The sequence below is a fragment of the Halorubrum sp. SP9 genome, assembly GCF_005435015.1.
Taxonomy (GTDB): domain Archaea; phylum Halobacteriota; class Halobacteria; order Halobacteriales; family Haloferacaceae; genus Halorubrum; species Halorubrum sodomense.
In genome coordinates this window covers 55,810-77,041 of record NZ_SGXU01000006.1, presented here as the reverse complement: position 1 = coordinate 77,041, position 21,232 = coordinate 55,810, and the positions used below count along the sequence as shown (strand labels likewise).

The window sequence follows — 21,232 nt, the reverse complement described above, 5'->3', positions numbered from 1 at the left end:
GGAGAACCGACGACCGAACACCACGTCGCAAACCGAGGGCAGCGAGTACACTCGAGTCTATCGCGAGACGATCCCGTCGGTCGTGCTGGTCGATACGGGGCGGGGACAGGGGACCGGATTTCTATACGACGACTCACACGTCGTCACGAACGCGCACGTCGCCGGCACCGCGTCGGAGGCACAGCTCCGGTTCCACGACGGACCGTGGAGTGACGGGACGGTACTGGGAACCGATTTCCACAGCGATCTCGCCGTCATCTCCGTCGACGAGGTGCCGGAGTCGACGGAGCCGCTGTCGTTCGTGCGAACCAGCCCGGTCATCGGTCAGGAGGTCGTCGCCATCGGGAATCCGTATAACTTGGACGGAACCGTCACGTCCGGCATCGTCAGCGGTCTCGACCGGCTGATCCCGTCACCGGCAGGGTACCAGATTCCGGACGCGATTCAGACGGACGCTGCCGTGAACCCCGGGAACAGCGGCGGACCGCTGATGTCACTTGACGGGCGCATTATCGGTGTCGTAAACTCCAAGCGTGGGGACAACATCGCGTTCGGCATCTCGGCTGCGCTCACCCGACGCGTCGTTCCCGAACTCATCGAGACGGGCGAATACGAACACGCGTACATGGGCGTGTCGCTACAGAACGTCACGCCGGCGGTCGCGGAAGCGAACGGGATGAGCGAACCTCGCGGACTGCTAGTCGTCCAGACGGTTCGTGGCGGGCCGGCCGACGGTGTGCTCCGACCGAGCGACATCGAGTTCGTGAACGGAGTCCGCGTTCCCGTCGGCGGAGACGTTATCCTTGCGATCGGCGGGGAACCGATGCGTTCCTTCGAGGACCTAGCGAGCTACCTGGCACTACGGACCCGGCCGGGTGACACGCTCGAAGTGACGGTCCTTCGCGATGGGACGGAGCAGACGATCGAACTCACGCTCGTCTCGCGCCCCGAACAGTCACAGTCACCGCTTCGTTGACATCCTTCCCGCCCTTCACAGTAGTTGCCGAATCAAATCTCGTTCCGTAGTGAACTACCCTACCCTACTCGCTCACGGCTGACGCCGTTCGCTCCTTGAGGGTAGGGCTTCCTGTTTCCACGACGCGCTTTACAGACACCGAACCGGTGTCCGTAGGGAGCGCAGTCTCCACAGGCGTTGATTCGGAGTATCCCACTCCTACGTCTTCGAGGCCGCGAGAAAGAATGTTCCACGCCGCGTTCGCGTCCCTGTCCGCCTCAAACCCGCAGGCGGGACAGGAGTGTTCACGGACCCACAACGGCTTCTCCGTCGAGACGCCGCAGGACGCACACTCCTTGGTCGTCCCTCTCGGGTCGCCATCGAACTGGTCGATGATGGCGTCTGTAGAGAGATTGCGCAAGTGATACAGCAGCGATTTAGCGAGTGGATTTCGAGCCGTAGCGGTGATATCGACGTGCTCGTCACGATCAAGTTGGAGCGTTTTCCCACCCGTATTTGCGAACTCCTGATCAAAAGCAATCCGAGAGAGGATTTCCAAGAAATCCTCTCTCGTGTACTTCCCACACGATTTTACGCCGAATTCGAGTTCTGGAAACAGCACCGTCGACGCAGCACGGCGAACCTGTTTCGCCTCAGTTGTCTGGACCATTTGTTGAACAACACAGCCCAGCATCAAGAGCCTCAGTCAGGTTCGGCAACTACTGTGAAGGGCGGGGCCTTCTCCTTGTACTTTCGTAACCGGCACGACCGGCCCGAATCATTGCGGAGCCAGTCCGTCCGGCGACGGTCGCTCGAGACCTCGTGATCTCAGACGAACATCAGTCTGAATCGGAGCGATTCACGGAGCTGCTTTTCGGCTCCGGTCTCGATACGGAACGGTCGTCACGCCTCGCCCGGAGGGTGCCAAAAGAGCCCGTCGGCCACGAGGACTGCGGCCGCGATCGACGCGCCCGTCACGGGTAGCGTATAGTCTCGGGCGAGGAGCGACCCGACCGCGTACACGGCACAGAACGCGAGCGGGATCGCGAGCAGGATGAGGTCGGCGCGGTCGACCCCGTCGAGACCGGCCGGCCGAGCCGCTCGGTGCCGCCCGCTCATTCCATGTACCCCAGGTCTCGAAGCTTCCGTGCGATCTGCTTGGCCTCGGTCTCCGAGATCCCGTCGTCGGCCTCCATCTCCTGGACGACGACGTGTTTCACGAACTCCTTGACGGAGCCGAACGGCTCGTCTTCGATGTACGCCTCCACGTCCGCGACGAACTCCTTCCGCAGCGAGATCGTCGTGTACTCGCTCATTGACCGATCCGTCAGGCTCCGGACTGATAAATCTTAATTACATCTAATTACGGGTCGTCGGGGCCCGGCCCCCCCGGATCCTCCGCTCTTTTGGGGACGCGTCCCCTCCGGTCGATCGATGACGACGAACGACGCCCGCGTCTCGACCACGCACATCGGTAGCCTGCCGCGACCGCCGGAACTGCTCGACCTGCTCACCCGCCGTCAGGACGGCGAGACGGTCGACCCCGACGAGTGGGCGGACACCGTCGCGGCCGCGACCCGCGACGTCGTCGACCGCCAGGTCGAGACCGGCCTCGATTCGATCAACAACGGCGAGCAGTCTCGCGTCTCGTTCAACTGGTACGTCGCGGACCGGCTCAGCGGCATCGGCGGCGAGCGGGAGACGGAGCTGTGGGCGGACCTTCAGGAGTTCCCCTCCTACGCCGAGGAGACGTTCAAGACCGACGTGATCGACCTCTCGATGCACCCGGTCGTCACCGAGGCGGTCGAGTACACCGGTCGCGAGGAGGCGCAGGCGGAGATTGACGGGCTCACCGACGCGCTCGCGGCCGCGGACCGCGACGTCGACGACGCGTTCATGACCGCGGCGTCCCCGAGCGTCGTCACCGCCACGCACGTCAACGACCACTACGACGGGTACGACGAGTTCCTGTTCGCGGTCGCCGAGGCGATGAAGACGGAGTACGAACTCGTCGCGGACGCCGGGCTCACCCTCCAGATCGACGCCCCGGAACTGCTGACGGTCGGTCACACCGCGGCGTACGCGGACGAGCCGCTGGAAGCCGCGAAGGACGCGACCCGGCTCCACGTCGAGGCGCTCAACGAGGCGCTCGCGGACGTGCCCGCCGAGCAGGTCCGGCTCCACACGTGCTGGGGGAGCTACGAGGGCCCCCACCACCTCGACACCGACCTCGCGGAGATGCTGCCGCTGATCTACGAGGCCGACATCACCGGACTCAGCGTCGAGCAGGCGAACCCGCGCCACCAACACGAGTACCGCGCGTTCGACGAGCATCCCGTTCCGGACGGCTGGACGCTCATCCCCGGCGTCGTCGACGTGAAGACGAACATCGTCGACCATCCCGAGACGATCGCGGACCGCTTAGAGCGCGTCGCGGACGCGGTCGACGACGGGACCCCCCTCGTCGCCGCGCCCGACTGCGGCTTCGGTACCCAGGCCGGCCTCGCGATGGTCGATCCGGAGATCGCGTGGGCGAAGCTGGAGGCGCTCGTCGAGGGCGCCGAGATCGCGAACGACCGGCTCGCCTGAGCCGACGCGCGCCCGTCCGGTCAGTCCCGGTCGACGACCCGCTCGACGTACTCGACCGCCTCCGCCGGCGACGCCGCCGGCTCCACGCCGTCGACGTCGTGGGTGTCGAGCCCCGCGACCGGGCGCCCCTGCGCGAGCGCGAGACCGATCTCCGAGAGCGTGCCACTCGCGCCGTCGACCGCCACGACGGCGTCGCCGTTCATGACGACGAGCGCGTTGCGCGCGTGGCCCATCCCCGTCGCGATCGGGGTCGTGACGTGCGGGTTCGCGTCCCCGCGGCGGTCGGTCGGCAGGATCCCGATCGTCTCGCCGCCGGCCGCGCGGGCGCCGCGACAGACCGCTTCCATGACGCCGCCCAGGCCGCCGCAGACGACGGCGTGGCCGCGCTCCGCGAGCCGTTCGCCGAGCGCCTCCGCGACCGCCGCCGTCTCCGGACCGATCGAACTCCCGCCGATGACGCTGACGCGCATGGCTCGCCTCACGGCGCGCCGACGGTAAAACCGACCGACCGTACCGCCTGACCGACGGGAGCGGACCGCCTCGCGTCGATTCTCGTCGCTGAGACCGTCACTGAAACCCTTATCCCTGCTCGCCGCGAACGAGGGCTATGACGTACGATACCGTCGTGTTCGACAACGACGGTGTCCTCGTGGGCCGCACGCGCTTCGACGTGCTCCGGGACGCGACCCGGAACGCGTTCGAGGAGTGCGGCGTCGAGGAGCCCGATCCGGACGACGTAGAGCAGATGACCATCGGTGCGACCCCGGGTAGCGTCGGCACGGTCTGTCAGACGTACGACCTCGACCCGGGGTCGTTCTGGCGCACGCGCGACGACGTGGTGTCGCGGGCCCAACAGCAGGAGGCCCGCGAGGGGCGCAAGACCCCGTACGACGACCTCGACGAGCTCCAGGACCTCGACGTCCAGATGGGGATCGTCTCGTCGAACCAGCAGGCGACCGTCGACTTCCTCGTCGACCACTTCGACGGCTTCGACCGCATGGGCGCCGCGTACGGCCGCGAACCGACGATTCACTCGCTCCAGCTTCGCAAGCCGAACCCGCACTACATCGAGCAGGCGCTCGGCGACCTCGGTGCGGGGAACGCCTTATTCGTCGGGGACAACGAGTCCGACGTCCGCGCGGCCGAGAACGCCGGGATCGACTCGGCGTTCATCCGCCGCCCCCACCGCCGCGACTGGGAGCTGAACGTCTGGCCCACCTGGGAGATAGAGCGGCTCTCCGACCTCCACGACATCGTGGAGTGAGGCCGCCGCGCTCCCCCGTGACTCGCGTTTCACCAGCGACGCGTCTGCGACGCCCGCCGGGGTGCGCCTGCTCGGTCCGCGGTCGCCCGATGAAGCGTTTAAATCGGATGGGGCGTAACTCGCCCTCGTGACCGACTCGCCCCCGTGGGCCGACCTCTTCGGCCATCCCGAACCCTACCCGGAGCAGGCCGACGGTATCGACGCCGCCGTCGACGCCGCCGCGGACGGCGGCTTCCTCGCGCTCGAGGGCGCCTGCGGGACGGGAAAGACGATGCTCGCGCTCACCGCCGGGCTCGACCGCGTCCGCGATCCGGAGTCCGACTTCGAGCGCGTCTTCGTCCTCACCAGCGTCAAACAGCAGCTGCGCCAGTTCGAGACGGACCTGCGGACGATAAACGACGACCTCCCGGGCGACTACGACCCCGTCTCCGGGCTCACCCTCGTCGGCAAGGCGGATGTCTGTCCGTACGCCCGGGAGAACCGGGGCGGGATCGACCGCGAGAACGTGTACGAACGCTGCGAGGGGCTCCGCGAGCGAACCCGGAACCTCGTCGGGGACGGCGGGGCGACGACGACCTCGAACCTCGTGAGCGAGGCGCGGAGCCAGCAGGTCGGCCTGATGGACTCGGGCGCCGCCACGGGCGCCGGGTCGGAGAACGGCGCTGACGGGTCCGGCGCCGCCGACTACCTCTCCGTCGACGGCGAGCCGACCCCGTACCGCCCCGACACCGAGGAGTACGACGACGTGGAGTTCTGCCCCTTTTACGCCGGCTTCCTCGACGACCTCCCGGACGACGGCGACCCCGCGGAGGCGGTCCCGTTCGACGTCACCGAACTCGGCCACGTCGACGCCGACGAGCTCGTCCGGCTCGCCGCCGGCCACGGCTCCTGTCCCCACTCGATCATGGGCGCGCTCGTGCCGGAGGTCGAGGTCGTCATCGGCAACTACTACCACGCGTTCGACCCCGTGACGACGGGGACGTTCACCGGCGCGCTCTTAGACGACTCGACGTTCGTCGTCTGCGACGAGGCGCACATGCTCGAACCGCGCGTGCGCGACCTCGTGAGCGACGCGGTCGCGGACGCGAGCCTCCGCGACGCCGAGAACGAGCTCACCCGCGTCGTCCAGCCGCTCTCGTTCGAGAGCGCGGGCGCGGAGTCCGACGACGCCGCCCTCGTCCGCGGCGAACTCGAGGACGCGGACGTGACGATCGAGGAGATCGAGGCCGTCCGCGAGTTCTACGCCGACCTCCGCGAGGAGCTCGACCGGCGCGTGACCGCCCACCTCGACCGCGAACGCCCGGACTGGCGGGCGTCGATGCGGGAACTCGACGACGACGAGATCCCGCTCCGCGACCCCGAGGAGCCCGGCGAAGACGAGATCACCGCGTGGGCCGACCGCGAGGGGTACGGCGAGCGCGTCTGGGCGCGCGCCGAGCAGGTCGGGGCGGTCGTCAAGCGCGTCCTCGACTCGCTGGAGGACGAGGACAAGCAGCGCGCGGCGCCGGGCGTCGGCCGGACGCTCAACGCCTGGTACCGCGAGGGGCACACCGACTTCTTCCGGGCGATCGAGCTCGAACGCACCTTCGACGAGACCGAGCCGCCGGACTCGTGGCGGCGGGCGTACAACGCGCGCCTCGCGCTCCACAACTGCCTCCCGAGCGAGCCGATCGGCGATCGCCTCGCGGAGTTCGGCGGCGGCGTCCTCATGAGCGCGACGCTGGAGCCGATGGACCTGTTCCGGGAGGTGACCGGGCTCGACCACCTCGCCGAGCGCGGGCGCCCGGTCGTCGAGCGGACCTACGGCCTCTCGTTCCCCGCCGAGAACCGCGCGAGCCTCGCGGTCGACGCGCCGAAGTTCACCCACCAGAACCGCGGCGCGCCGGGCGAGGAGAACCCGACGCGGCTCGCGCACCTCGACGCGACGGCGGCGGTCGCGCGCCGCGAGGGGAACGTCCTCGTGGGGACCCCGAGCTACGCGGAGGCGACGTGGATGGCCGAGGCGCTCTCGGAGCGCCTCCAGAAGCCGGTCCTCTTGGACGAGTCATCGGGCGACCGCGAGACGGAGTCGCTGAAGGACGACTTCTTCGCCGGCGACGGGAAGGTGCTGGTGACGAGTCTCCGCGGAACCCTCACGGAGGGCGTCGACTACCGGGGCGACCGGCTCTCGGCGGCCGTCGTCTGCGGCGTCCCGATCATCAACACGGCGCGGCCCCAGACGCGGGCGGTGATCACCGCCTACGACCGCCGGTTCGAGTCGGGCTTCGAGACGGCGCTCACCGTCCCCGCCGTGCGGAAGGCCCGCCAGGCCGTCGGTCGCGTCATCCGCGGTCCGGACGAGCGCGGCGTCCGCGTGCTGCTCGACGCCCGTTACGCGCGCGACTCGTGGAACGGCGTTCGAGAGTACCTGCCCGAACACGAGCGCGAGGAGTACCAGCCCGTGAGCCCGGACATGCTGGAGGTCGCGCTCGACCGGTTCGAGTCGACGACGCCGGCGGCGAGCGAGTGACGCGGGCGCGCCGTCCCGAGCGATAACGTCTCGTTATCCGCCGGTAGGCCGCTCGTAACTATGTCGTCACGGGGGGGTATCTGTGGTATGTCCCCCGTCCACCGGACCGAACGGTACCACCTCGTCTGCCGTGAGTGCCCGCTTGAACGCCTGTACGACGCCGAGGCCGACGCGGACGCGGTCCGGCGCACCCACGTCGACGAGACCGGGCACCGCGTCGCCGTCGACCGGATCGCGTGAAGCGGGCGGTTCCGTGCGACCCGCTCAGACGACGTTCGACTCGATGTCGCGCGGGAAGTTGGTGAGCCGCTCCGTCCCCGACTCGGTGATCGCCACCGTGTCGGAGTGGCGGTAGCCGTACTCGTCGGTGTAGATCCCGGGCTCGATGGTGTACACGTGGCCAGGCGCCATCACGGCGTCGTCGCCGTCGTAGCGCTCGCCCCAGCCGCGGTCGATGTACGGCGGCTCGTGGGCGCCGAGACCGATGTTGTGGCCGACGTGGTGTTGCGCGAGGTCGGTCACCCCCTGCTCCTCGAAGTACTCCCAGACGACCGCGTCGACCTCGTCGACCGGAACGCCCGGGCCGAGGGCGTCAATGGCGAGCGTCTGCGCCTCCAGCATGAGCTCGAAGTAGTGCGCCTGCTCGTCGGAGTAGTCGCCGACGAACATCGTCCGCTCTAACTCCGAGCGGTAGCCGTCGACGTTCGCGCTCGCACCGGTGACCAGCACGTCGCCCTCAGAGAGCCGCTCGTTCGGGGTGTGTCCGTGGGGGAGCGCGGTCTCCTCGCCGGAGATGTAGCCCGCGTGGACCGGCCCGTCGCCGCGGACGCGGACGCTGTAGGCGTCACCGAGCGCGTCGAGCATGGCGCGGGAGGCCTCGGTCGACGCGCGCTGCGAGACGGTCGCCGGGTGCGCGCCCGGCTCGGAGAAATCGGCGAGGTAGCGGTGCCCGAGGTTGGCCCACTTGGCCGACTCGCGGATCAGGTCTACCTCCGCGTCGGACTTCGCCCAGCGCATCCGGTCGACCCACGACTGCGTCTCGACGTCGAGGAACTCGGAGAACGCGGGCCCTTCGTACCCCATCACGCCCGGCGGCCCGTCGGCGTCGGCGGCGATCGCGTCGGCGCCGAGGCCGTTCAGCATCTCGACGGCGACCGAGACCGGCTCGCCGCCGGGGTAATCGAAGTAGTCGCGGACGGCGTCGATCCGCGGGTTCGAAGAGACGCGTTCGACCTCCAACCGCGGGACGGTTATCTCGACGCGGTCGGCGGTGACCGCAAGTACGACCGGGCGCTCCGTCTGGATGTGGTGGAAGCCGGTGAGGTACTCTATCGCCGTCGCGCCGACCCACGTCGCGGCGTCGGCGTCCGTGTCTGCGAGTCGGTCCCGGACCGCTGCGAGCCGGTCCGCGAAGGCCGACTCGGGGAGTCGCGTGGCCATGGCTCAGGATACGCGAACGCGGGGATAAACGGTCGGGTAGCGGAACGCCGGAGGCGTTTCGCCCGTCTCGACTCAGTCCTCGCGGCGGGCGAACGCGAGGTTGCCGGAGACGTTCTTGATGTAGGCGGTCACGGTCTCCCCCTCCTGTGCGCCGGGAACGAAGATGGTGTACTCGCCGCGCTCGGCGACGCCGTCGCCCTTGCGGCCGGTGCCGACGATTTCGAGCTCGTACGTGGTGCCCGACTCGACGGCCTCCTCCTGCCGCTGGGTGTTCGAGGTGTTCTGCTTCGCCACCGGGCGGAACGCCCCGCACGCCTCACAGCGGAGCATCGGCGTCCGGTTCTCGGTCTCCAGCCGGGTGTCGGGGAGGCCGCACTCCGAGCAGGTGACGAACGACTCGATGTACGAGTCGATCGCGGCCTGGAAGTCGCGCTCGCGGAAGTTCCCGCTGTAGCGCGCGCGGCCGTCCTCGTACTGGCCCGCGGTACCGAGCTCCTGTTGGATCTTCGAGTGGACGTGTTCGGGATCGCGGCTCAGCGCGTCGGCGATCGCGGAGAGGTTCGTCAGACGGGTGAACGCCCCGTCTTTCTGCCACTCTGGGTCGGGCACCGACAGTCGCTCGTCGGAGCCGCCCAGATCCGGTACCTCATCCATCGCGCGGTCGAGGCTCGATTCGTAATCCATACGCGAGGGAACGACAGCGCGACGGAAATCGCTTCCGGGTTCGGTGGCGGCGGCTCTGGAAGGCGGAGACCGTGTTAGGAAGGTAGCAGTCGGCCGGATGTTGGTCGCCTTCGAAAGAAAATAGCGGGAGGTAGATTTGAACTACCGATCTCCGGGTTATGAGCCCGGCGGAATCTCCTGGCTATCCCATCCCGCTATCGTAGCACAATCGCGTGCGACTGTTAAGGGTTCTGATCCCGCCGCCGGTATGCGATTCGTCCACGCGTCGGCGGCGGTCGCGGTCTCCCGTGCCGACGTTCGAATCACTCCCCGCTGGCGCCCTCGTCGCCTCCCGACCGCGCCGCGACAGCCTTGAGCCGGATCCGAAGCGCGAGGACGGCGATGGCACCGAAGCCGACGGTCACGGCGACGTCGGCGGGATCGCCCGAGAGCGCCCGCTGTGCGGTCAACCCCGCTATCAGCGCGAAGGCGAACGCCACCAGCCCCGCGATCGGAATCACGTACCCCTCGTCGAACGCCGACCCGCCGGACTCGTCGCTCATTTCTACCTCCTCCGCGGGCGACCGGCAAAAGGGTCCCGCGACAGCCCCTCCCTTGCGTCGGCCGCAAACGATTTTACCCATCATCGATAGTGATAGACGATGTACAAGCCGCTGTTGACGACGGACTTTCTGGACCGGGCGCGGCGTCACTACGCCGACGAGGAGGCCGTCCTCGCCGTCGACGGGACGCGATACACGTACGCGGAGCTCGGTGAGCGCGCGGACCGCTTCTCGGCCGCGCTTCAGGAGCGCGGGATCGAGAAGGGCGACCGGGTCGCGGTGCTGGACCCGAACACGCATTACCACCTGGAGGCCGCCTACGGCGCGATGCAGCTCGGTGCGGTTCACACGCCGCTGAACTACCGGCTCACGCCGGACGACTTCTCGTACATGCTCTCGGACGCGGGCGTCGACGCCATCTACGCCGACGCCGAGTACGCCCCGAACGTCGAGGCGATCCGCGACGAGGTGCCGACCGAGACGTTCCTCACGAACGACGCGGACGCGGTCGCGGGCGACTGGGAGTCGTTCGACGCCGCGCTCGACGACGCGGACCCAGACGCCTACGAGCGCCCGGAGATGGACGAGGACGAGGTTATCACGATCAACTACACCTCCGGGACGACGGGCGACCCGAAGGGCGTCTGCCGGACCCACCGCGCCGAGACGCTCCACGCGTACCTGATCTCGATCCACCAGGAGATCACCGACGACGACGTGTACCTCTGGACGCTGCCGATGTTCCACGTCAACGGGTGGGGACACATCTACGCGATCACGGGGGCGGGGGCCCGGCACGTCTGTACCCGCGGGGTCGACGTCGCGGAGACGTTCGACAGGATCCGCGGCGAGGACGTGTCGTACTTCTGTGCGGCGCCGACCGTCCTCAACATGCTCGGCGATCACTACGCCGAACACGGGGGCGAAACGACCGGCGACAACGACGTGCGGGTCGCCACCGCGGGTGCGGCGCCGCCGGAGGCGACGATCCGCACCGTCGAAGAAGAGTTCGGCTGGGACCTCAAACACGTGTACGGCGCGACCGAGACGGGGCCGCTGATCACCACCTCCGACGCGAAGCGCCACTACGAGGCGGGCGCGGACGACCGCTTCGCGGTGAAGAAGACGCAGGGGATCGGCTACCTCGGCACGGACGTGCGCGTCGTCGACGAGACCGGCGAGGACGTGGCCGCCGACGGCGAGACGATCGGCGAGATCGTCGTCCGCGGCAACCAGGTGATGGACCGCTACTGGAACAAGCCGGAGGCCACCGAACAGGCGTTCTCGGAGCGGTTAGCGGGGTACTACCACATGGGCGACCTGGCCGTCGTCGACGAGGACGGGTTCGTCTCGATCCAGGACCGCAAGAAGGACATCATCATCTCCGGCGGGGAGAACATCTCCTCGATCGAACTGGAGGACACCCTCTTCGAACACGACGCCGTCTCCGACGCCGCGGTCATCCCCGCCCCCGACGAGCGCTGGGGCGAGACGCCGAAGGCGTTCGTCGTCCCCGAGAGCGGCGACCCGGACGACGCGGGCGCGACGCCCGAGGAGCTGAAGACGTTCGTCCGCGGCCGCGTCGCGGACTACAAGACGCCCGGCGAGGTGGAGTTCGTCGCGGAGCTCCCGACGACCGCCACCGGGAAGATCCAGAAGTACGAGCTGCGCGAGCGCGAGTGGGACGAGGAGGAGCGGATGGTCGGCGAGGGGTAGCGGCGCTTCGCGCCGTCGCGGCGCGTTCGGAACCGGTCAGGCCTCGCCGTCGTCGGTTTCGGCTGCGTCGTCCGCCTCGACGCCCTCGTTCCCTTCGCTGCCGGCGTCGCTCAGGCGGTCCGTGTCGATGCTGACCCCCGGCGGCGTCACCACGAGGAAGCCGCGGAAGTGTATCAGCTCGCCGTCCATGTCCTTCACGTCGCGCGCGAAGGGGGCGGCGAGCTCGTTGAGGTCGCCCTCGATCGACAGCACCAGCGTGTTCCCGTAGTCGACGCTGCGGACCCACTCCTCCGGGTCGGTCGTGCCGTCCAAGACGCCGAGAACGACGTCGCCGGCCGACGCGAACGCCTCGTCCATCTTCGCCTCGGCGTCCCGCAGGTCGAGGTCCCAGTCGCTCATACGAGGGGGTCGACGGGCGGCGGCAAAAGGGTTCGGGAGCGACGCCGTCGCCGGCGCGCCGGTCGGCGCCTCCGTCGATCCGGTCGTCGGTTCACGGTGCGGTTAAGTGCGTTCCCGACCGATCGCCGGACATGGAACGCACGCGGCGGTCCCTGCTCGCGGCCGGAGCGACGGTCGGCGTCGTCGGCGTCGCCGGCTGTCTCGGCGGGGGAGGCGGAAGCGGAACCAACCTGGACCTGAGCGGCGTCGAGCTCGACACCGGCGAGTACGACTGCGACCTGACGGAGCCGTCGGACCCGGAGCTCGACTACCGGCCGACCCTCGGTGACCCCGAGTCGGACGTGGTCGTTCGGGCGTTCGAGGACTTCACCTGCGGGCACTGCGCGAGCTACAAGCTCAATCACTTCCCGACGATCCGCGCGGAGTACATCGACCCCGGCGCGATCCGGTACGAACACTGGGACTTCCCGCTCCCGGTCAACGAGCGCTGGGCGGTCCCGGTCGCCAGCGCGGCCCGCGGCGTCGGCGCCCGCAACGGCGACGAGGCGTTCTTCGAGTTCGCCACGGCCGCCTACGAGTCGCAGGGGAGCTACAGCGGCGAGGCGATCGGTGCCGCCGCGGAGGCCGCAGGCGCGGACCCCTGCGCGGCGATGTCGGACGCGCGGTACGCGGCGTACGGGGAGGCGTCGGCGGACGACAAGTCCGAGGGCCTGTCGATGGGCGTTCAGGGGACGCCGACCATCTTCGTGAACGGGAGCCCCGTCGAGGGCGGCTACGGCGCCGAGACGATCGCGGCGGCGATCGAATCCGAGCTCTGAGACGCGGCGAACGTGGTCGCGACCGGCGCGGGCCCGGGTGGATCGTCCCGGAGCGTCGATCTTTTGCCCGTTCGGCGCGTTTTATAAGTAGATGAGCGACGCCGACCGCTCCACCGAAACCGACGCCTCCGGCGGCGACCGCCCGGTGGCCGTCGCCGATCCGGTCGACGTCGAGGCGCCCGACGCGACCGCGGACGCCGACGCGGGTGGAGACCCCGACCCCGACGCCGCCGCGCGCCGCCGGCTCGGCGCGGTCGTGCTCGCGGTGCTGATCTCGCAGGTCCTCCTCTACCCCGGCGTGCCCGACCTCGTCGTCGCGCTCGGCGCGCCCGCCGGCATCGACGCCGGCATGTGGTTCCTCGTCGCCGAGTTCGGCGCGTTCGTGACGTTCGCGGTCGTCTGGGGCGCGCTCTCGGACGCGCTCGGGCGCCGGATCCCCCTGATCGTCGCCGGCGTGCTCGGCGGCGCGGGCTCGTACGTCGCGCTCGCGTCGCTGCCGGGGTTCGGCCTCGGTTTCGAAGCCGCGCTCCTGGTCAGGGTCGTCGGCGGCGCGCTCACCATCGGCGCGTTCTCGCTCTCGATCACGCTGCTGATGGACCTGCGCGGCGGTAACGGCCGCAACATGGGGGCCGCGGGGCTCGCGATCGGGCTCGGCGCCGCGGTCGGCTCGGTCGTCGGCGGATCCCTCGCGGCCCTCGGCGCGCTGTACCCGGTGTACGCCGGCGCGGTCGTGCTGGCCGCCGCGGGGCTGCTCGCGGCGACCGTCGACGACCGGGCGGCGACGCCCTCGACGGAATCGGGAGCCGATCCCGGGGCGACCGACGGCGTCGGCTTCCGCGACGTGCTCGCCCGCGCCCGGACGACGCCGGGGCTCCTCGTCCCGCTCGCGTTCGGCTTCGTCGACCGGCTGACGGCGGGCTTCTTCGCGCTGGTCGGCGTCTACTACTTCCAGGACCCGGCGACGTTCGGGCTGTCGGCGGCCGGTGCGGGCGCGACCCTCGCCCTCTTTTTCGTCCCGTTCGCGCTGCTCCAGTCGCCGTTCGGCGCGCTCTCGGACCGGATCGGCCGCTTCCTCCCCGTGGTCGCGGGCTCCCTCGCCTACGGCGTCGTCACCATCGGCGTCGGCGTCGCGCCGGCGTACCCGGTCGCGGCCGGGCTGATGGTGTTGGTGGGGGTCTGCGGCGCGCTGATGGCGCCGGCGACGATGGCGCTCGTCACCGACCTCGTCGAGCCGGAGGTCCGCGGCGCGGCGATGGGCCTCTTCAACGTGTTCGGCTCGCTCGGCTTCCTGACCGGCTTCCTCATCGGCGGGAGCGCCACGGACGCGTTCGGCTACACGCCGGCGTTCCTCGCGGTCGGCGGGCTGGAGCTGGCCATCGCGATCGCGCTCCTGCCGGCGGTCCGGTCCATCTCGCCCGGCACGGGGGTGCTCGGCCGGCTCGGCGCGAGGGGATGAGCGATCGGCGGGCGACGGTAGCGCGCCTTCCCCCCGCCCCGAGGCGAGTCCTTTTAATCGGCGCGTCACCTGCGTTCCCGTAACCGATGGACCTCCTCGTCGTCGGCGCCGGTGAGATCGGGCGCTGGGTCGCCGACACCGTCTCGGCCGACGCCGCGCCGGTCGACGCGAGCGTCGCGTTCGCCGACCGCGACCCGACCGTCGCGGCCGACGCCGCGGCGGGGCGCGACGCCCGAACGGTCGACGCGGACGGGGACTCAGTCCACGACGCGGTCTGCCTCGCGGTGCCGATGTCGGCGGTGCCCGCGGCGGTCGAGGCGTACGCGCCGCGCGCGGAGGGGGCGATCGTCGACGTCTCCGGCGAGATGACCGACGCGCTCGCCGCGATGCGCGAGCACGCCTCGGACCTCGAACGGGCGAGCTACCACCCGCTGTTCGCACCCCCTCGGGTCCCCGGAAACGTCGCGGCCGTCGTCGACGAGGGCGGCCCGGCGGTGGAGTCCCTCTCGGCGGCCATCGAGGCCGGCGGCAACGACGTGTTCGAGACGACCGCCGCCGAGCACGACGAAGCGATGGAGACGGTCCAGGCGGGCGCGCACGCCGCGGTGCTCGCGTGGCGGCTCGCCGCGGAGCCGGTCCGCGAGGAGTTCCACACCCCGGTATCGGCCGCGCTCGACGACGTCGCGGACACGGTCACCGAGGGGTCGCCCGGGGTGTACGCGGAGATTCAACGCGCCTTCGACGGCGCCGAGGACGTGGCCGACGCGGCGGCCGACATCGCCGCGGCGGACGACGAGGCGTTCGCCGCCCTGTACGAGCGCGCCCGCGGCGACCGCGAGGGGCGAGACCGGCTGGAGTGAGCCGACGCGAAGCGGACGAGACACCAATGATCGACAGAACCGCGGTCCGGAACAACGCGAACTACCTGCGCAACGTCAGACCGATCGACCCCGAGGAGATCGCCGAGTACGTCGAGGGGACCCCGCACCCGGCGGTCGTCCGCGAGACGCTCCGCGAGGAGGCGTTCGACCTCCGGCTCCGCGAGCGCGAGGACGGCGCCTTCGTCCCCGTCGAGGAGGCGCCCGTCGACCCGTCGGGCTGGGCGCCCGAGGCCCTGCCGGAGGCGTACTCGTTCGCCTTAGAGGACCTGCTGGTCCGCGAGTACGGCGCGAACTGGCACCGCGACGACTCCGGCGACGAACTCCGCGAGCGCGTCCGCCGGATGAAGACCGACTACCTCTACGAGAACGAGGTCGAGTACGACCGCGTCGCGGCGCTCGGCTACGCGATCTACCACCTCCCCGCCTACTACGCGACGGTCGGGTACGTCCTCGACGACCTGACCGAGAACGGCCTGCTCGACCGGACGCTCCGCGTCCTCGACGTGGGCGCGGGCGTCGGGGGGCCCGCGCTCGGCCTCCACGACTACCTCCCGGACGACGCCGTCGTCGAGTACCACGCCGTCGAGCCGAGCGCGGCCACCGAGGTCCTCGACCGGATGCTGGAAGAGACCGGCCGCAACTTCCGGACGACGGTCCACGAGACGACCGCGGAGGCGTTCCTCGGGATCGACGAGGGCGAGGAACCCTCCTCAGCGACGGACGACCCCTTCGACCTCGTCATCTTCGGCAACGTCCTCTCGGAGCTCGCCGACCCGGTCGCGGTCGCGGAGGCCGCCCTCGACGCGCTCGCCCCCGACGGGAGCCTCGTCGCGTTCGCGCCGGCCGACCGGAACACTGCGACCGGGCTCCGCCGGATCGAACGCGCGCTCGTCGCCGGCGACGACGGCGGCTACCCCGGTAACGACGCCGAGATCTACTCGCCGGCGCTTCGGCTGTGGCCCGACGCGATCCCGACCGATCCGGGCTGGTCGTTCGACGTCGCGCCCGATCTGGAGGTCCCGCCGTTCCAGCGCCGGCTCGACGAGGCGGCCGCGCGCGGCGAGACGGACGAGCCGGGCGAGTTCGTCAACGTCGACGTCCAGTTCGCCTACTCGATCCTCCGCCGCGACGGGAAGCGGCGCGTCGACGTCGAGGCGAGCGCCGAGCGGTGCGCGCGCATGGCCGAGTCGGAGCGTCACGTCACCGACCGGGTGAACCTGCTCGCGGTGAAGCTGAGCCACGACTTAAGCGAGGGGGACAACGCCCTCTACCGCGTCGGCGACGGCTCGCAGGCGACGGACCACTACCTCGTCTGTACCCGGGAGACGGCGCTGAACCGCGACCTCCGCGAGGCCGGCTACGGGTCGGTCGTCTTCGTCGAGAACGGGCTCGTCCTCTGGAACGAGGACGAGGGGGCGTACAACGTCGTCGTCGACGACGAGACGGTCGTCGACCTGGTCGCGCCCTGACCGGCCGGAACCTCCTCCGGCGGTCACCCCGACTCAGTCGCCGGCCACCGGCTCGATCAGGTCCGGCGCGTCGACGCTCGGCGAGTTCACCCGCGTCGACACCGGGTGCGCGGTGAGTTCGTCGCTCGGGTAGGGGTCGAGCAGGGCGGCCGCCTCGTCCGGATCGCCCCGGAGCCACGTCTCCTCCTCGCCGGCGTCGGGATCTAAGATCACCGCCATCCGGTGGTGGAGGTCCGCGACGATGTCGTTCGGCTCGGTGGTCACGATCGAGAACGTCTCGACCACGTCCGAGTCGTCGTCGGCTCCGTCGTCTCCGTCGCCTCCGTCCCCGCTCCCGCCGCCGAACGCGCCGAGGCCGGTCTGGGTCGTCTCCGGTGTCGGCGGCTCCCAGCGCTCGTAGATCCCGGCCATCGCGAACGGACGGTCGTCCTCGAAGGCGACCCGGTAGGGGGTCTTGCCGGAGGCGTTGCTGTCCCCGTCGGAGCCGCTCCCGCCGACCCACTCGTAGAAGCCGTCGGCGGGGACGAGACAGCGCCGGCGCTCGAAGGCGTCGGCGAAGCTCCGCTTCTCGCGGACTGTCTCCGCGCGGGCGTTGATGAGGTCGAACGACTCGCCGGCCCACGAGGGCGTCAGTCCCCACTCCATCCGGGTCGCCTCCGACGGGGTCTCGTCGGTGATCACCGGCAGCGACTGCCCCGGGGCGCAGTTGTAGCTCGGTTCGCGGTCGCCGAAGTCGGCGTCGAACCGGGCCTCGAGGTCGTCGGTCGGGGTGAAGAGCGTGTAGCGGCCGCACATGTCTCTCGCGTTCGTTCGGGAGGCACTTAACTCCGCGACGGGAGGCCGTCCGACAGGTCCCAGCGGTCGGCGATGATCCCGTCGACCCCGGCCGCGAGCAGCCGCTCCGCGTCCCCGCGGTCGGCGGCGGTCCACGCGTTCACCGCGAGGCCGGCCCCGTGCGCCGTCTTGACGAACCCCGGCTCGGTCGCGAGGTCGATCGGGGGGTGGACCGCGACGCACCCGAGGTCCGTCGCCGCGTCGACCGCGCGCTCCGGCGGTCCGTCCGCGACGAGCAGCGCGCGGTCCGTCGTCGGATCGCGGTCCCGCAGCGCCGCCAGCGCCTCGGCGTGAAACGACGAGAACAGCACGTCGGTGGCCGCCCGTCGAGCGGCGTCGAGCGCGTCGCTCGCGATGCCCGGCTGCTTGAGTTCGACGTTGACGAGGAGGTCGTCGGGCGCGGCGTCGAACACTCCTTCGAGCCGCGGGATCGGCTCGGCCGAGTCGAGAACCGTCAGATCGCGGAGCTCCTCCCAGTCCGCGTCCGCGACCCGGCCGGACGCGTCGGTCAGTCGGTCGAGCTTCGCGTCGTGGACGACGACGAGTTCGCCGCTCGCGCACCGGCGCACGTCGACCTCGACGGCGTCGACGTGCGGCGCCGCGCGCTCGACGGCCGCGACCGTGTTCTCCGGGTGCCGGCCGGCGCAGCCGCGGTGGCCGATCAGGGTGACGTCGGTCGGGTCCGTCGGGTCGGTCTCGGCGTCCGCGTCCGTTCCCAGTCCGTTCGCGCCGTCGGTCACGTGCCGCTCTTCGACTCGGACCGTGTTAGCTCTTCGTCGTCCCGGTCGCGCGGCCGCTCCCGTCGGCTTTTTAGTCGCGCGGCGCTCCGGGACCGACATGCGTATCGAGAACAGCTTCATCCCCGTCGAGGGGGTGGGCGAGACGACCGAACGACGCCTCTGGGAGGGAGGAGTCACGACGTGGGACGAGTTCGATCCCGCGGTCGACGTCGCGGGCGTTGGCGCGACGACGGCGGACCGGATCGAGTCGTTCATCGCGGAGGCGCTCGCGCGGCTCGACGACGGCGACGCCGCCTACTTCGACCGCGAGTTCCCCTCCGGCGAGCGCTGGCGGCTCTACGAGAACTTCCGCGAGGAGACCTGCTTTTTCGACATCGAGACGACCGGCCTCGACGAGCGGCGCGACCGCGTGACGACGGTCAGCTTCCATCAGGGCGGCGAGACGACGACGCTGGTCGCGGGCGAGGACCTCACCGCGCGGCGGCTCCGCGAGCAGTTCGCGGACGCGAGCCTGCTCGCGACGTTCAACGGCGCGCGCTTCGACGTGCCCTTCCTGGAGACCTCCTTCGACCTGGAGGTCGACACGCCCCACCTCGACCTGATGTACCCCGCGAAGCGGATCGGGCTCTCGGGCGGGCTGAAACCGATCGAGAAGCAGTTGGGGATCGAGCGGGACCGCCCGGACATCTCCGGGCGCGACGCGGTCCGCCTCTGGCGCGAGTACGAGCGCGGCGAGGAGGACGCGCTGGAGACGCTCGTCTCGTACAACCGCGAGGACACCGTGAACCTGCGGACGCTCGCGGACGCGGTCTGCGAGCGGCTCGACGACGAGGTGTTCGTCGGACCCGGAGACGCGAGCGCGACGAACTGAGCGACGTCGTCGCAAAGCGCGCTCGATCCGGTGCGCTCAGTCCTCGTCGTCGCCGGCCGGCCGCGACGCCACGGGCTCGGGGTCGGTCTCCGGCGGTTCTTCTTCGTCGCTTTCGGACTCGCCGCCGTCTTCGGACTCATCGCTGTCTTCGGACTCGCCGCCGTCTTCGGACTCATCGCTGTCTTCGGACTCGCCGCCGTCCTCGGATTCGTCGTCGCCTTCCGACGCCTCGTCGCCCTCAGACGACGAGTCGGGGGTGCGTTCTCCGTCCGGCTCCGGTTCCGTCGCGTCCGAGTCCGGCTCGGATTCGGACTCCGCGTCAGGGGTCGACTCGGCCGCGGGTTCGGCGTCGTCGGGAGCGGCGTCGGTCTCGTCGACCGCTTCGTCGGCCGCCGATCCGTTCTCCGCGACGGGATTTCCGTCGTCGTCTGCGACCGCTTCCCCGGTATCGGCCTCGTCGGTCTCTCGCTTCGACTCCTGAACCAACTTCATCTCGCCGCGCGCCCGGAGGGTACCTTGGATCTCCGCGCCGTCGTACACCACCAGGTCGCCGGCGGAGACGTCGCCGAGGACGCGCGCGCCGTCCTCGACGGTCACCGTCCCGCCGCGGGTCGTCACGTCGCCGTGGATGATCGTGTCGGCGCCGACGGTGACGTCCTCGCGGGCGCGAAGCGACCCGAACACCTCGTTGCGCTCGCCGACGCGGATCGACGCCGCCCGGAGGTTGCCGTGGAGCCGGCAGTCGTCTCCGACCGTCGCCGGCGTCGACACGCGCCAGGCGTCGTCGGAGATCTCGGCGCTCCGCGGAACGAGGAGCGGGTCGCGGACGTCGTCGCCGTCGGCGAGCGCCTCCGCCAGCTCGTCGGCGGCGTCGGTCTCCCCGACGCGCAGGAGCTGCGAGAGGACGATGAAGTAGAAGACGATCGTCGGCACCGGGTTGCGGATCACGATCCAGCCGTTGGCCTCGAACCCCTCCTCGATCGTCACGTCGTCGCCGATGTCGAGGTCGCCCGACACCATCAGGCGGCCGGTGACGGTCACCCGCTCCCCGAGGTAGGCGTCCTGCCCGACCAGCACGTTCCCGTCGACTGAACACCACGTGTCGAGCCGGCAGTCTCCCTCGGCCTCGATGTCGTTGGCGACGCGCACGCGCTCGCCGATCGCGACGTTGCGGCCGCGGACGCCGAGCTCGACCGTCGACTGCCCGCCCACGAGCACGTCGCCGTCGACGACGACGTCGTGCTCCTCGACGGTCGTCCCCGAGGGGATCGCGAGCTCCTCGATCGGGCCGTCTCCTCGCAGCGACACACCGGGAGCAGTCGCCCCGCCCGTATAAACGGTGCGGGGCGTCGGACGGGCGTCGGACGCGGGCGCGGGAGAGACGCCGCGCTTTTCTGTGCGCCGCCGGTATCGCAGATATGGGATTCGGATCGTACGACGAGAGCGAACAGAAGGATCAGGACGTCGACACGGACGAGGACGACGCGGTGAACGTCCACGAGAACGACCACGACGGCGACGTCTCCATCGAGGGCGACGCCGACACCGACGACCTCGTCGGGCGCCTCTCGGAGATGCGCGACGACGACGAGGAGTAACCGGCGAGAGACACCCGCCCGATAGCCCCCGGCGGGGCCCGACCGTGTCGCGCTCCTTTTACAGATACGCCGCGTACGCCGACGCATGAGCACCGATCTGACGTTCACCGACCGCGGCGTCGACGTCGTGTATCAGGGCACGGAGTTCGAGCTGGAGAAGACGCTGATCGAGGAGGCGACCGGGAAGTCGTACCGCGACGTCACCGATCACGAGGTGCTGACGATAGTCGCGGAGGACCCGGATCTGGACGGCGAGCCGGTCCGGATCGGCGACGTGCTGTAACGGTCGCCTCCCCGCTCCGGCGGCGCAGTCGCCCCGCCTCTCTTCGACTCGTCCCTCCGCTCCGGCGACGCGGCCGTCCAGCCCCTCTTTGACCCTTCGGTCGCGCCGTGCTCCCCGCTCCGCTCGTCGTCGACCGCACCGATCCCGCCCGTCAGCCGCGGACGGGTCGGCCGGCCGGCGTAAG

The 21,232-nt window shown here is 70.3% G+C and carries 23 protein-coding genes, 1 tRNA gene and 1 pseudogene; 13 read left to right on the top strand and 12 right to left on the bottom strand.

Annotation, left to right across the window (positions count from 1 at the left end):
* The first annotated feature begins 82 nt into the window (after positions 1–82).
* A complete protein-coding gene (locus EXE45_RS05415) occupies positions 83–976 on the top strand; it encodes a S1C family serine protease (protein WP_241989426.1) in 894 nt (297 codons plus the stop codon).
* A gap of 64 nt (positions 977–1,040) precedes the next feature.
* Here the strand turns inward: EXE45_RS05415 and EXE45_RS20355 are convergent.
* The 3 genes and pseudogenes from EXE45_RS20355 to EXE45_RS05400 all read right to left on the bottom strand — a co-directional run.
* Positions 1,041–1,331: pseudogene (locus tag EXE45_RS20355) on the bottom strand (zinc ribbon domain-containing protein); the annotation flags it as partial.
* 527 nt (positions 1,332–1,858) lie between these two features.
* On the bottom strand, positions 1,859–2,074 hold the full coding sequence (locus EXE45_RS05405) for a hypothetical protein (protein ID WP_092921509.1): 216 nt from the start codon (positions 2,072–2,074) through the stop codon (positions 1,859–1,861).
* Entirely contained in the window at positions 2,071–2,271 is a 201-nt protein-coding gene (locus tag EXE45_RS05400; protein ID WP_092921511.1) for a hypothetical protein, read from the bottom strand. The genes EXE45_RS05405 and EXE45_RS05400 overlap by 4 nt, the downstream gene beginning before the upstream one ends.
* 118 nt (positions 2,272–2,389) lie before the next feature.
* Between EXE45_RS05400 and EXE45_RS05395 the strand changes: the two genes are divergently transcribed.
* Entirely contained in the window at positions 2,390–3,544 is a 1,155-nt protein-coding gene (locus EXE45_RS05395; RefSeq protein WP_137693745.1) for a cobalamin-independent methionine synthase II family protein, read from the top strand.
* Between the two features lie 20 nt (positions 3,545–3,564).
* Here the strand turns inward: EXE45_RS05395 and EXE45_RS05390 are convergent, their stop codons facing one another.
* The gene (locus EXE45_RS05390) at positions 3,565–4,014 is read right to left on the bottom strand and encodes a TIGR00725 family protein (RefSeq protein ID WP_137693744.1); all 450 of its coding nucleotides are present in this window, start codon (positions 4,012–4,014) and stop codon (positions 3,565–3,567) included.
* A gap of 137 nt (positions 4,015–4,151) precedes the next feature.
* On the opposite strand from EXE45_RS05390, the gene EXE45_RS05385 reads away from it, so the two are divergent.
* The 3 genes from EXE45_RS05385 (at position 4,152) to EXE45_RS20345 (ending at position 7,557) form a co-directional block, all read left to right on the top strand.
* A complete protein-coding gene (locus EXE45_RS05385; RefSeq protein ID WP_092921517.1) occupies positions 4,152–4,808 on the top strand; it encodes an HAD family hydrolase in 657 nt (218 codons plus the stop codon).
* A gap of 127 nt (positions 4,809–4,935) precedes the next feature.
* On the top strand, positions 4,936–7,317 hold the full coding sequence (locus EXE45_RS05380; RefSeq protein WP_137693743.1) for an ATP-dependent DNA helicase: 2,382 nt from the start codon (positions 4,936–4,938) through the stop codon (positions 7,315–7,317).
* Positions 7,318–7,404: 87 nt separating this feature from the next.
* Positions 7,405–7,557, top strand: coding sequence for a hypothetical protein (locus tag EXE45_RS20345; RefSeq protein ID WP_167603381.1), 153 nt, complete (start codon positions 7,405–7,407; stop codon positions 7,555–7,557).
* A gap of 24 nt (positions 7,558–7,581) precedes the next feature.
* Here the strand turns inward: EXE45_RS20345 and EXE45_RS05375 are convergent, their stop codons facing one another.
* The 4 genes from EXE45_RS05375 to EXE45_RS05360 form a co-directional block, all read right to left on the bottom strand.
* On the bottom strand, positions 7,582–8,757 hold the full coding sequence (locus EXE45_RS05375) for a Xaa-Pro peptidase family protein (protein ID WP_137693742.1): 1,176 nt from the start codon (positions 8,755–8,757) through the stop codon (positions 7,582–7,584).
* Positions 8,758–8,829: 72 nt separating this feature from the next.
* Positions 8,830–9,441 carry a translation initiation factor IF-2 subunit beta gene (locus EXE45_RS05370; protein ID WP_092921523.1) on the bottom strand — a complete coding sequence of 204 codons (612 nt, stop codon included), beginning with the start codon at positions 9,439–9,441 and terminating at the stop codon, positions 8,830–8,832.
* Between the two features lie 121 nt (positions 9,442–9,562).
* Positions 9,563–9,637, bottom strand: a tRNA-Met gene (locus tag EXE45_RS05365).
* Between the two features lie 106 nt (positions 9,638–9,743).
* Positions 9,744–9,983: a hypothetical protein gene (locus EXE45_RS05360; protein WP_137693741.1), complete on the bottom strand. Its 240-nt coding sequence runs from the start codon at positions 9,981–9,983 to the stop codon at positions 9,744–9,746.
* A gap of 99 nt (positions 9,984–10,082) precedes the next feature.
* On the opposite strand from EXE45_RS05360, the gene EXE45_RS05355 reads away from it, so the two are divergent.
* The gene (locus EXE45_RS05355; RefSeq protein WP_137693740.1) at positions 10,083–11,699 is read left to right on the top strand and encodes a long-chain-fatty-acid--CoA ligase; all 1,617 of its coding nucleotides are present in this window, start codon (positions 10,083–10,085) and stop codon (positions 11,697–11,699) included.
* A gap of 36 nt (positions 11,700–11,735) precedes the next feature.
* On the opposite strand, the gene EXE45_RS05350 is transcribed toward EXE45_RS05355, so the two are convergent.
* Entirely contained in the window at positions 11,736–12,098 is a 363-nt protein-coding gene (locus EXE45_RS05350; RefSeq protein ID WP_092921529.1) for a DUF5779 family protein, read from the bottom strand.
* A 131-nt stretch (positions 12,099–12,229) separates the two neighbouring features.
* On the opposite strand from EXE45_RS05350, the gene EXE45_RS05345 reads away from it, so the two are divergent.
* The 4 genes from EXE45_RS05345 (at position 12,230) to EXE45_RS05330 (ending at position 16,722) form a co-directional block, all read left to right on the top strand.
* Entirely contained in the window at positions 12,230–12,916 is a 687-nt protein-coding gene (locus tag EXE45_RS05345; protein ID WP_092921531.1) for a DsbA family protein, read from the top strand.
* 91 nt (positions 12,917–13,007) lie between these two features.
* On the top strand, positions 13,008–14,372 hold the full coding sequence (locus EXE45_RS05340) for an MFS transporter (protein ID WP_241989425.1): 1,365 nt from the start codon (positions 13,008–13,010) through the stop codon (positions 14,370–14,372).
* Between the two features lie 86 nt (positions 14,373–14,458).
* Entirely contained in the window at positions 14,459–15,232 is a 774-nt protein-coding gene (locus EXE45_RS05335) for a prephenate dehydrogenase (RefSeq protein WP_137693739.1), read from the top strand.
* Positions 15,233–15,258: 26 nt separating this feature from the next.
* Positions 15,259–16,722, top strand: coding sequence for a small ribosomal subunit Rsm22 family protein (locus EXE45_RS05330; RefSeq protein WP_137693738.1), 1,464 nt, complete (start codon positions 15,259–15,261; stop codon positions 16,720–16,722).
* A gap of 33 nt (positions 16,723–16,755) precedes the next feature.
* Here EXE45_RS05330 and EXE45_RS05325 read toward each other — a convergent pair whose 3' ends face one another.
* Together EXE45_RS05325 and EXE45_RS05320 are read right to left on the bottom strand one after the other, a co-directional pair.
* Entirely contained in the window at positions 16,756–17,517 is a 762-nt protein-coding gene (locus tag EXE45_RS05325; protein WP_137693737.1) for an SOS response-associated peptidase, read from the bottom strand.
* Positions 17,518–17,543: 26 nt separating this feature from the next.
* Complete coding sequence (locus EXE45_RS05320) at positions 17,544–18,296, bottom strand: glycerophosphodiester phosphodiesterase (RefSeq protein ID WP_241989424.1); 753 nt, start codon at positions 18,294–18,296, stop codon at positions 17,544–17,546.
* A 97-nt stretch (positions 18,297–18,393) separates the two neighbouring features.
* Between EXE45_RS05320 and EXE45_RS05315 the strand changes: the two genes are divergently transcribed.
* Entirely contained in the window at positions 18,394–19,167 is a 774-nt protein-coding gene (locus EXE45_RS05315) for a ribonuclease H-like domain-containing protein (RefSeq protein ID WP_092921541.1), read from the top strand.
* Between the two features lie 36 nt (positions 19,168–19,203).
* Here EXE45_RS05315 and EXE45_RS05310 read toward each other — a convergent pair whose 3' ends face one another.
* Positions 19,204–20,475 carry a polymer-forming cytoskeletal protein gene (locus EXE45_RS05310; protein ID WP_137693735.1) on the bottom strand — a complete coding sequence of 424 codons (1,272 nt, stop codon included), beginning with the start codon at positions 20,473–20,475 and terminating at the stop codon, positions 19,204–19,206.
* 110 nt (positions 20,476–20,585) lie between these two features.
* Between EXE45_RS05310 and EXE45_RS05305 the strand changes: the two genes are divergently transcribed.
* Together EXE45_RS05305 and EXE45_RS05300 are read left to right on the top strand one after the other, a co-directional pair.
* Positions 20,586–20,765: a DUF5786 family protein gene (locus tag EXE45_RS05305; protein WP_008445673.1), complete on the top strand. Its 180-nt coding sequence runs from the start codon at positions 20,586–20,588 to the stop codon at positions 20,763–20,765.
* An 85-nt stretch (positions 20,766–20,850) separates the two neighbouring features.
* The gene (locus EXE45_RS05300) at positions 20,851–21,048 is read left to right on the top strand and encodes a DUF5800 family protein (protein WP_092921545.1); all 198 of its coding nucleotides are present in this window, start codon (positions 20,851–20,853) and stop codon (positions 21,046–21,048) included.
* Positions 21,049–21,232: the final 184 nt, after the last annotated feature.

Coding starts and splice junctions, on each gene's coding strand:
- EXE45_RS05335 (WP_137693739.1), top strand. CDS start 14,459: ATGGACCTCCTCGTCGTCGGCGCCGGTGAGATCGGGCGCTGGGTCGCC.
- EXE45_RS05405 (WP_092921509.1), bottom strand. CDS start 2,074: ATGAGCGGGCGGCACCGAGCGGCTCGGCCGGCCGGTCTCGACGGGGTC.
- EXE45_RS05395 (WP_137693745.1), top strand. CDS start 2,390: ATGACGACGAACGACGCCCGCGTCTCGACCACGCACATCGGTAGCCTG.
- EXE45_RS05315 (WP_092921541.1), top strand. CDS start 18,394: ATGCGTATCGAGAACAGCTTCATCCCCGTCGAGGGGGTGGGCGAGACG.
- EXE45_RS05325 (WP_137693737.1), bottom strand. CDS start 17,517: ATGTGCGGCCGCTACACGCTCTTCACCCCGACCGACGACCTCGAGGCC.
- EXE45_RS05345 (WP_092921531.1), top strand. CDS start 12,230: ATGGAACGCACGCGGCGGTCCCTGCTCGCGGCCGGAGCGACGGTCGGC.
- EXE45_RS20345 (WP_167603381.1), top strand. CDS start 7,405: ATGTCCCCCGTCCACCGGACCGAACGGTACCACCTCGTCTGCCGTGAG.
- EXE45_RS05305 (WP_008445673.1), top strand. CDS start 20,586: ATGGGATTCGGATCGTACGACGAGAGCGAACAGAAGGATCAGGACGTC.
- EXE45_RS05370 (WP_092921523.1), bottom strand. CDS start 9,441: ATGGATTACGAATCGAGCCTCGACCGCGCGATGGATGAGGTACCGGAT.
- EXE45_RS05330 (WP_137693738.1), top strand. CDS start 15,259: ATGATCGACAGAACCGCGGTCCGGAACAACGCGAACTACCTGCGCAAC.
- EXE45_RS05390 (WP_137693744.1), bottom strand. CDS start 4,014: ATGCGCGTCAGCGTCATCGGCGGGAGTTCGATCGGTCCGGAGACGGCG.
- EXE45_RS05350 (WP_092921529.1), bottom strand. CDS start 12,098: ATGAGCGACTGGGACCTCGACCTGCGGGACGCCGAGGCGAAGATGGAC.
- EXE45_RS05375 (WP_137693742.1), bottom strand. CDS start 8,757: ATGGCCACGCGACTCCCCGAGTCGGCCTTCGCGGACCGGCTCGCAGCG.
- EXE45_RS05355 (WP_137693740.1), top strand. CDS start 10,083: ATGTACAAGCCGCTGTTGACGACGGACTTTCTGGACCGGGCGCGGCGT.
- EXE45_RS05385 (WP_092921517.1), top strand. CDS start 4,152: ATGACGTACGATACCGTCGTGTTCGACAACGACGGTGTCCTCGTGGGC.
- EXE45_RS05400 (WP_092921511.1), bottom strand. CDS start 2,271: ATGAGCGAGTACACGACGATCTCGCTGCGGAAGGAGTTCGTCGCGGAC.
- EXE45_RS05300 (WP_092921545.1), top strand. CDS start 20,851: ATGAGCACCGATCTGACGTTCACCGACCGCGGCGTCGACGTCGTGTAT.
- EXE45_RS05340 (WP_241989425.1), top strand. CDS start 13,008: ATGAGCGACGCCGACCGCTCCACCGAAACCGACGCCTCCGGCGGCGAC.
- EXE45_RS05360 (WP_137693741.1), bottom strand. CDS start 9,983: ATGAGCGACGAGTCCGGCGGGTCGGCGTTCGACGAGGGGTACGTGATT.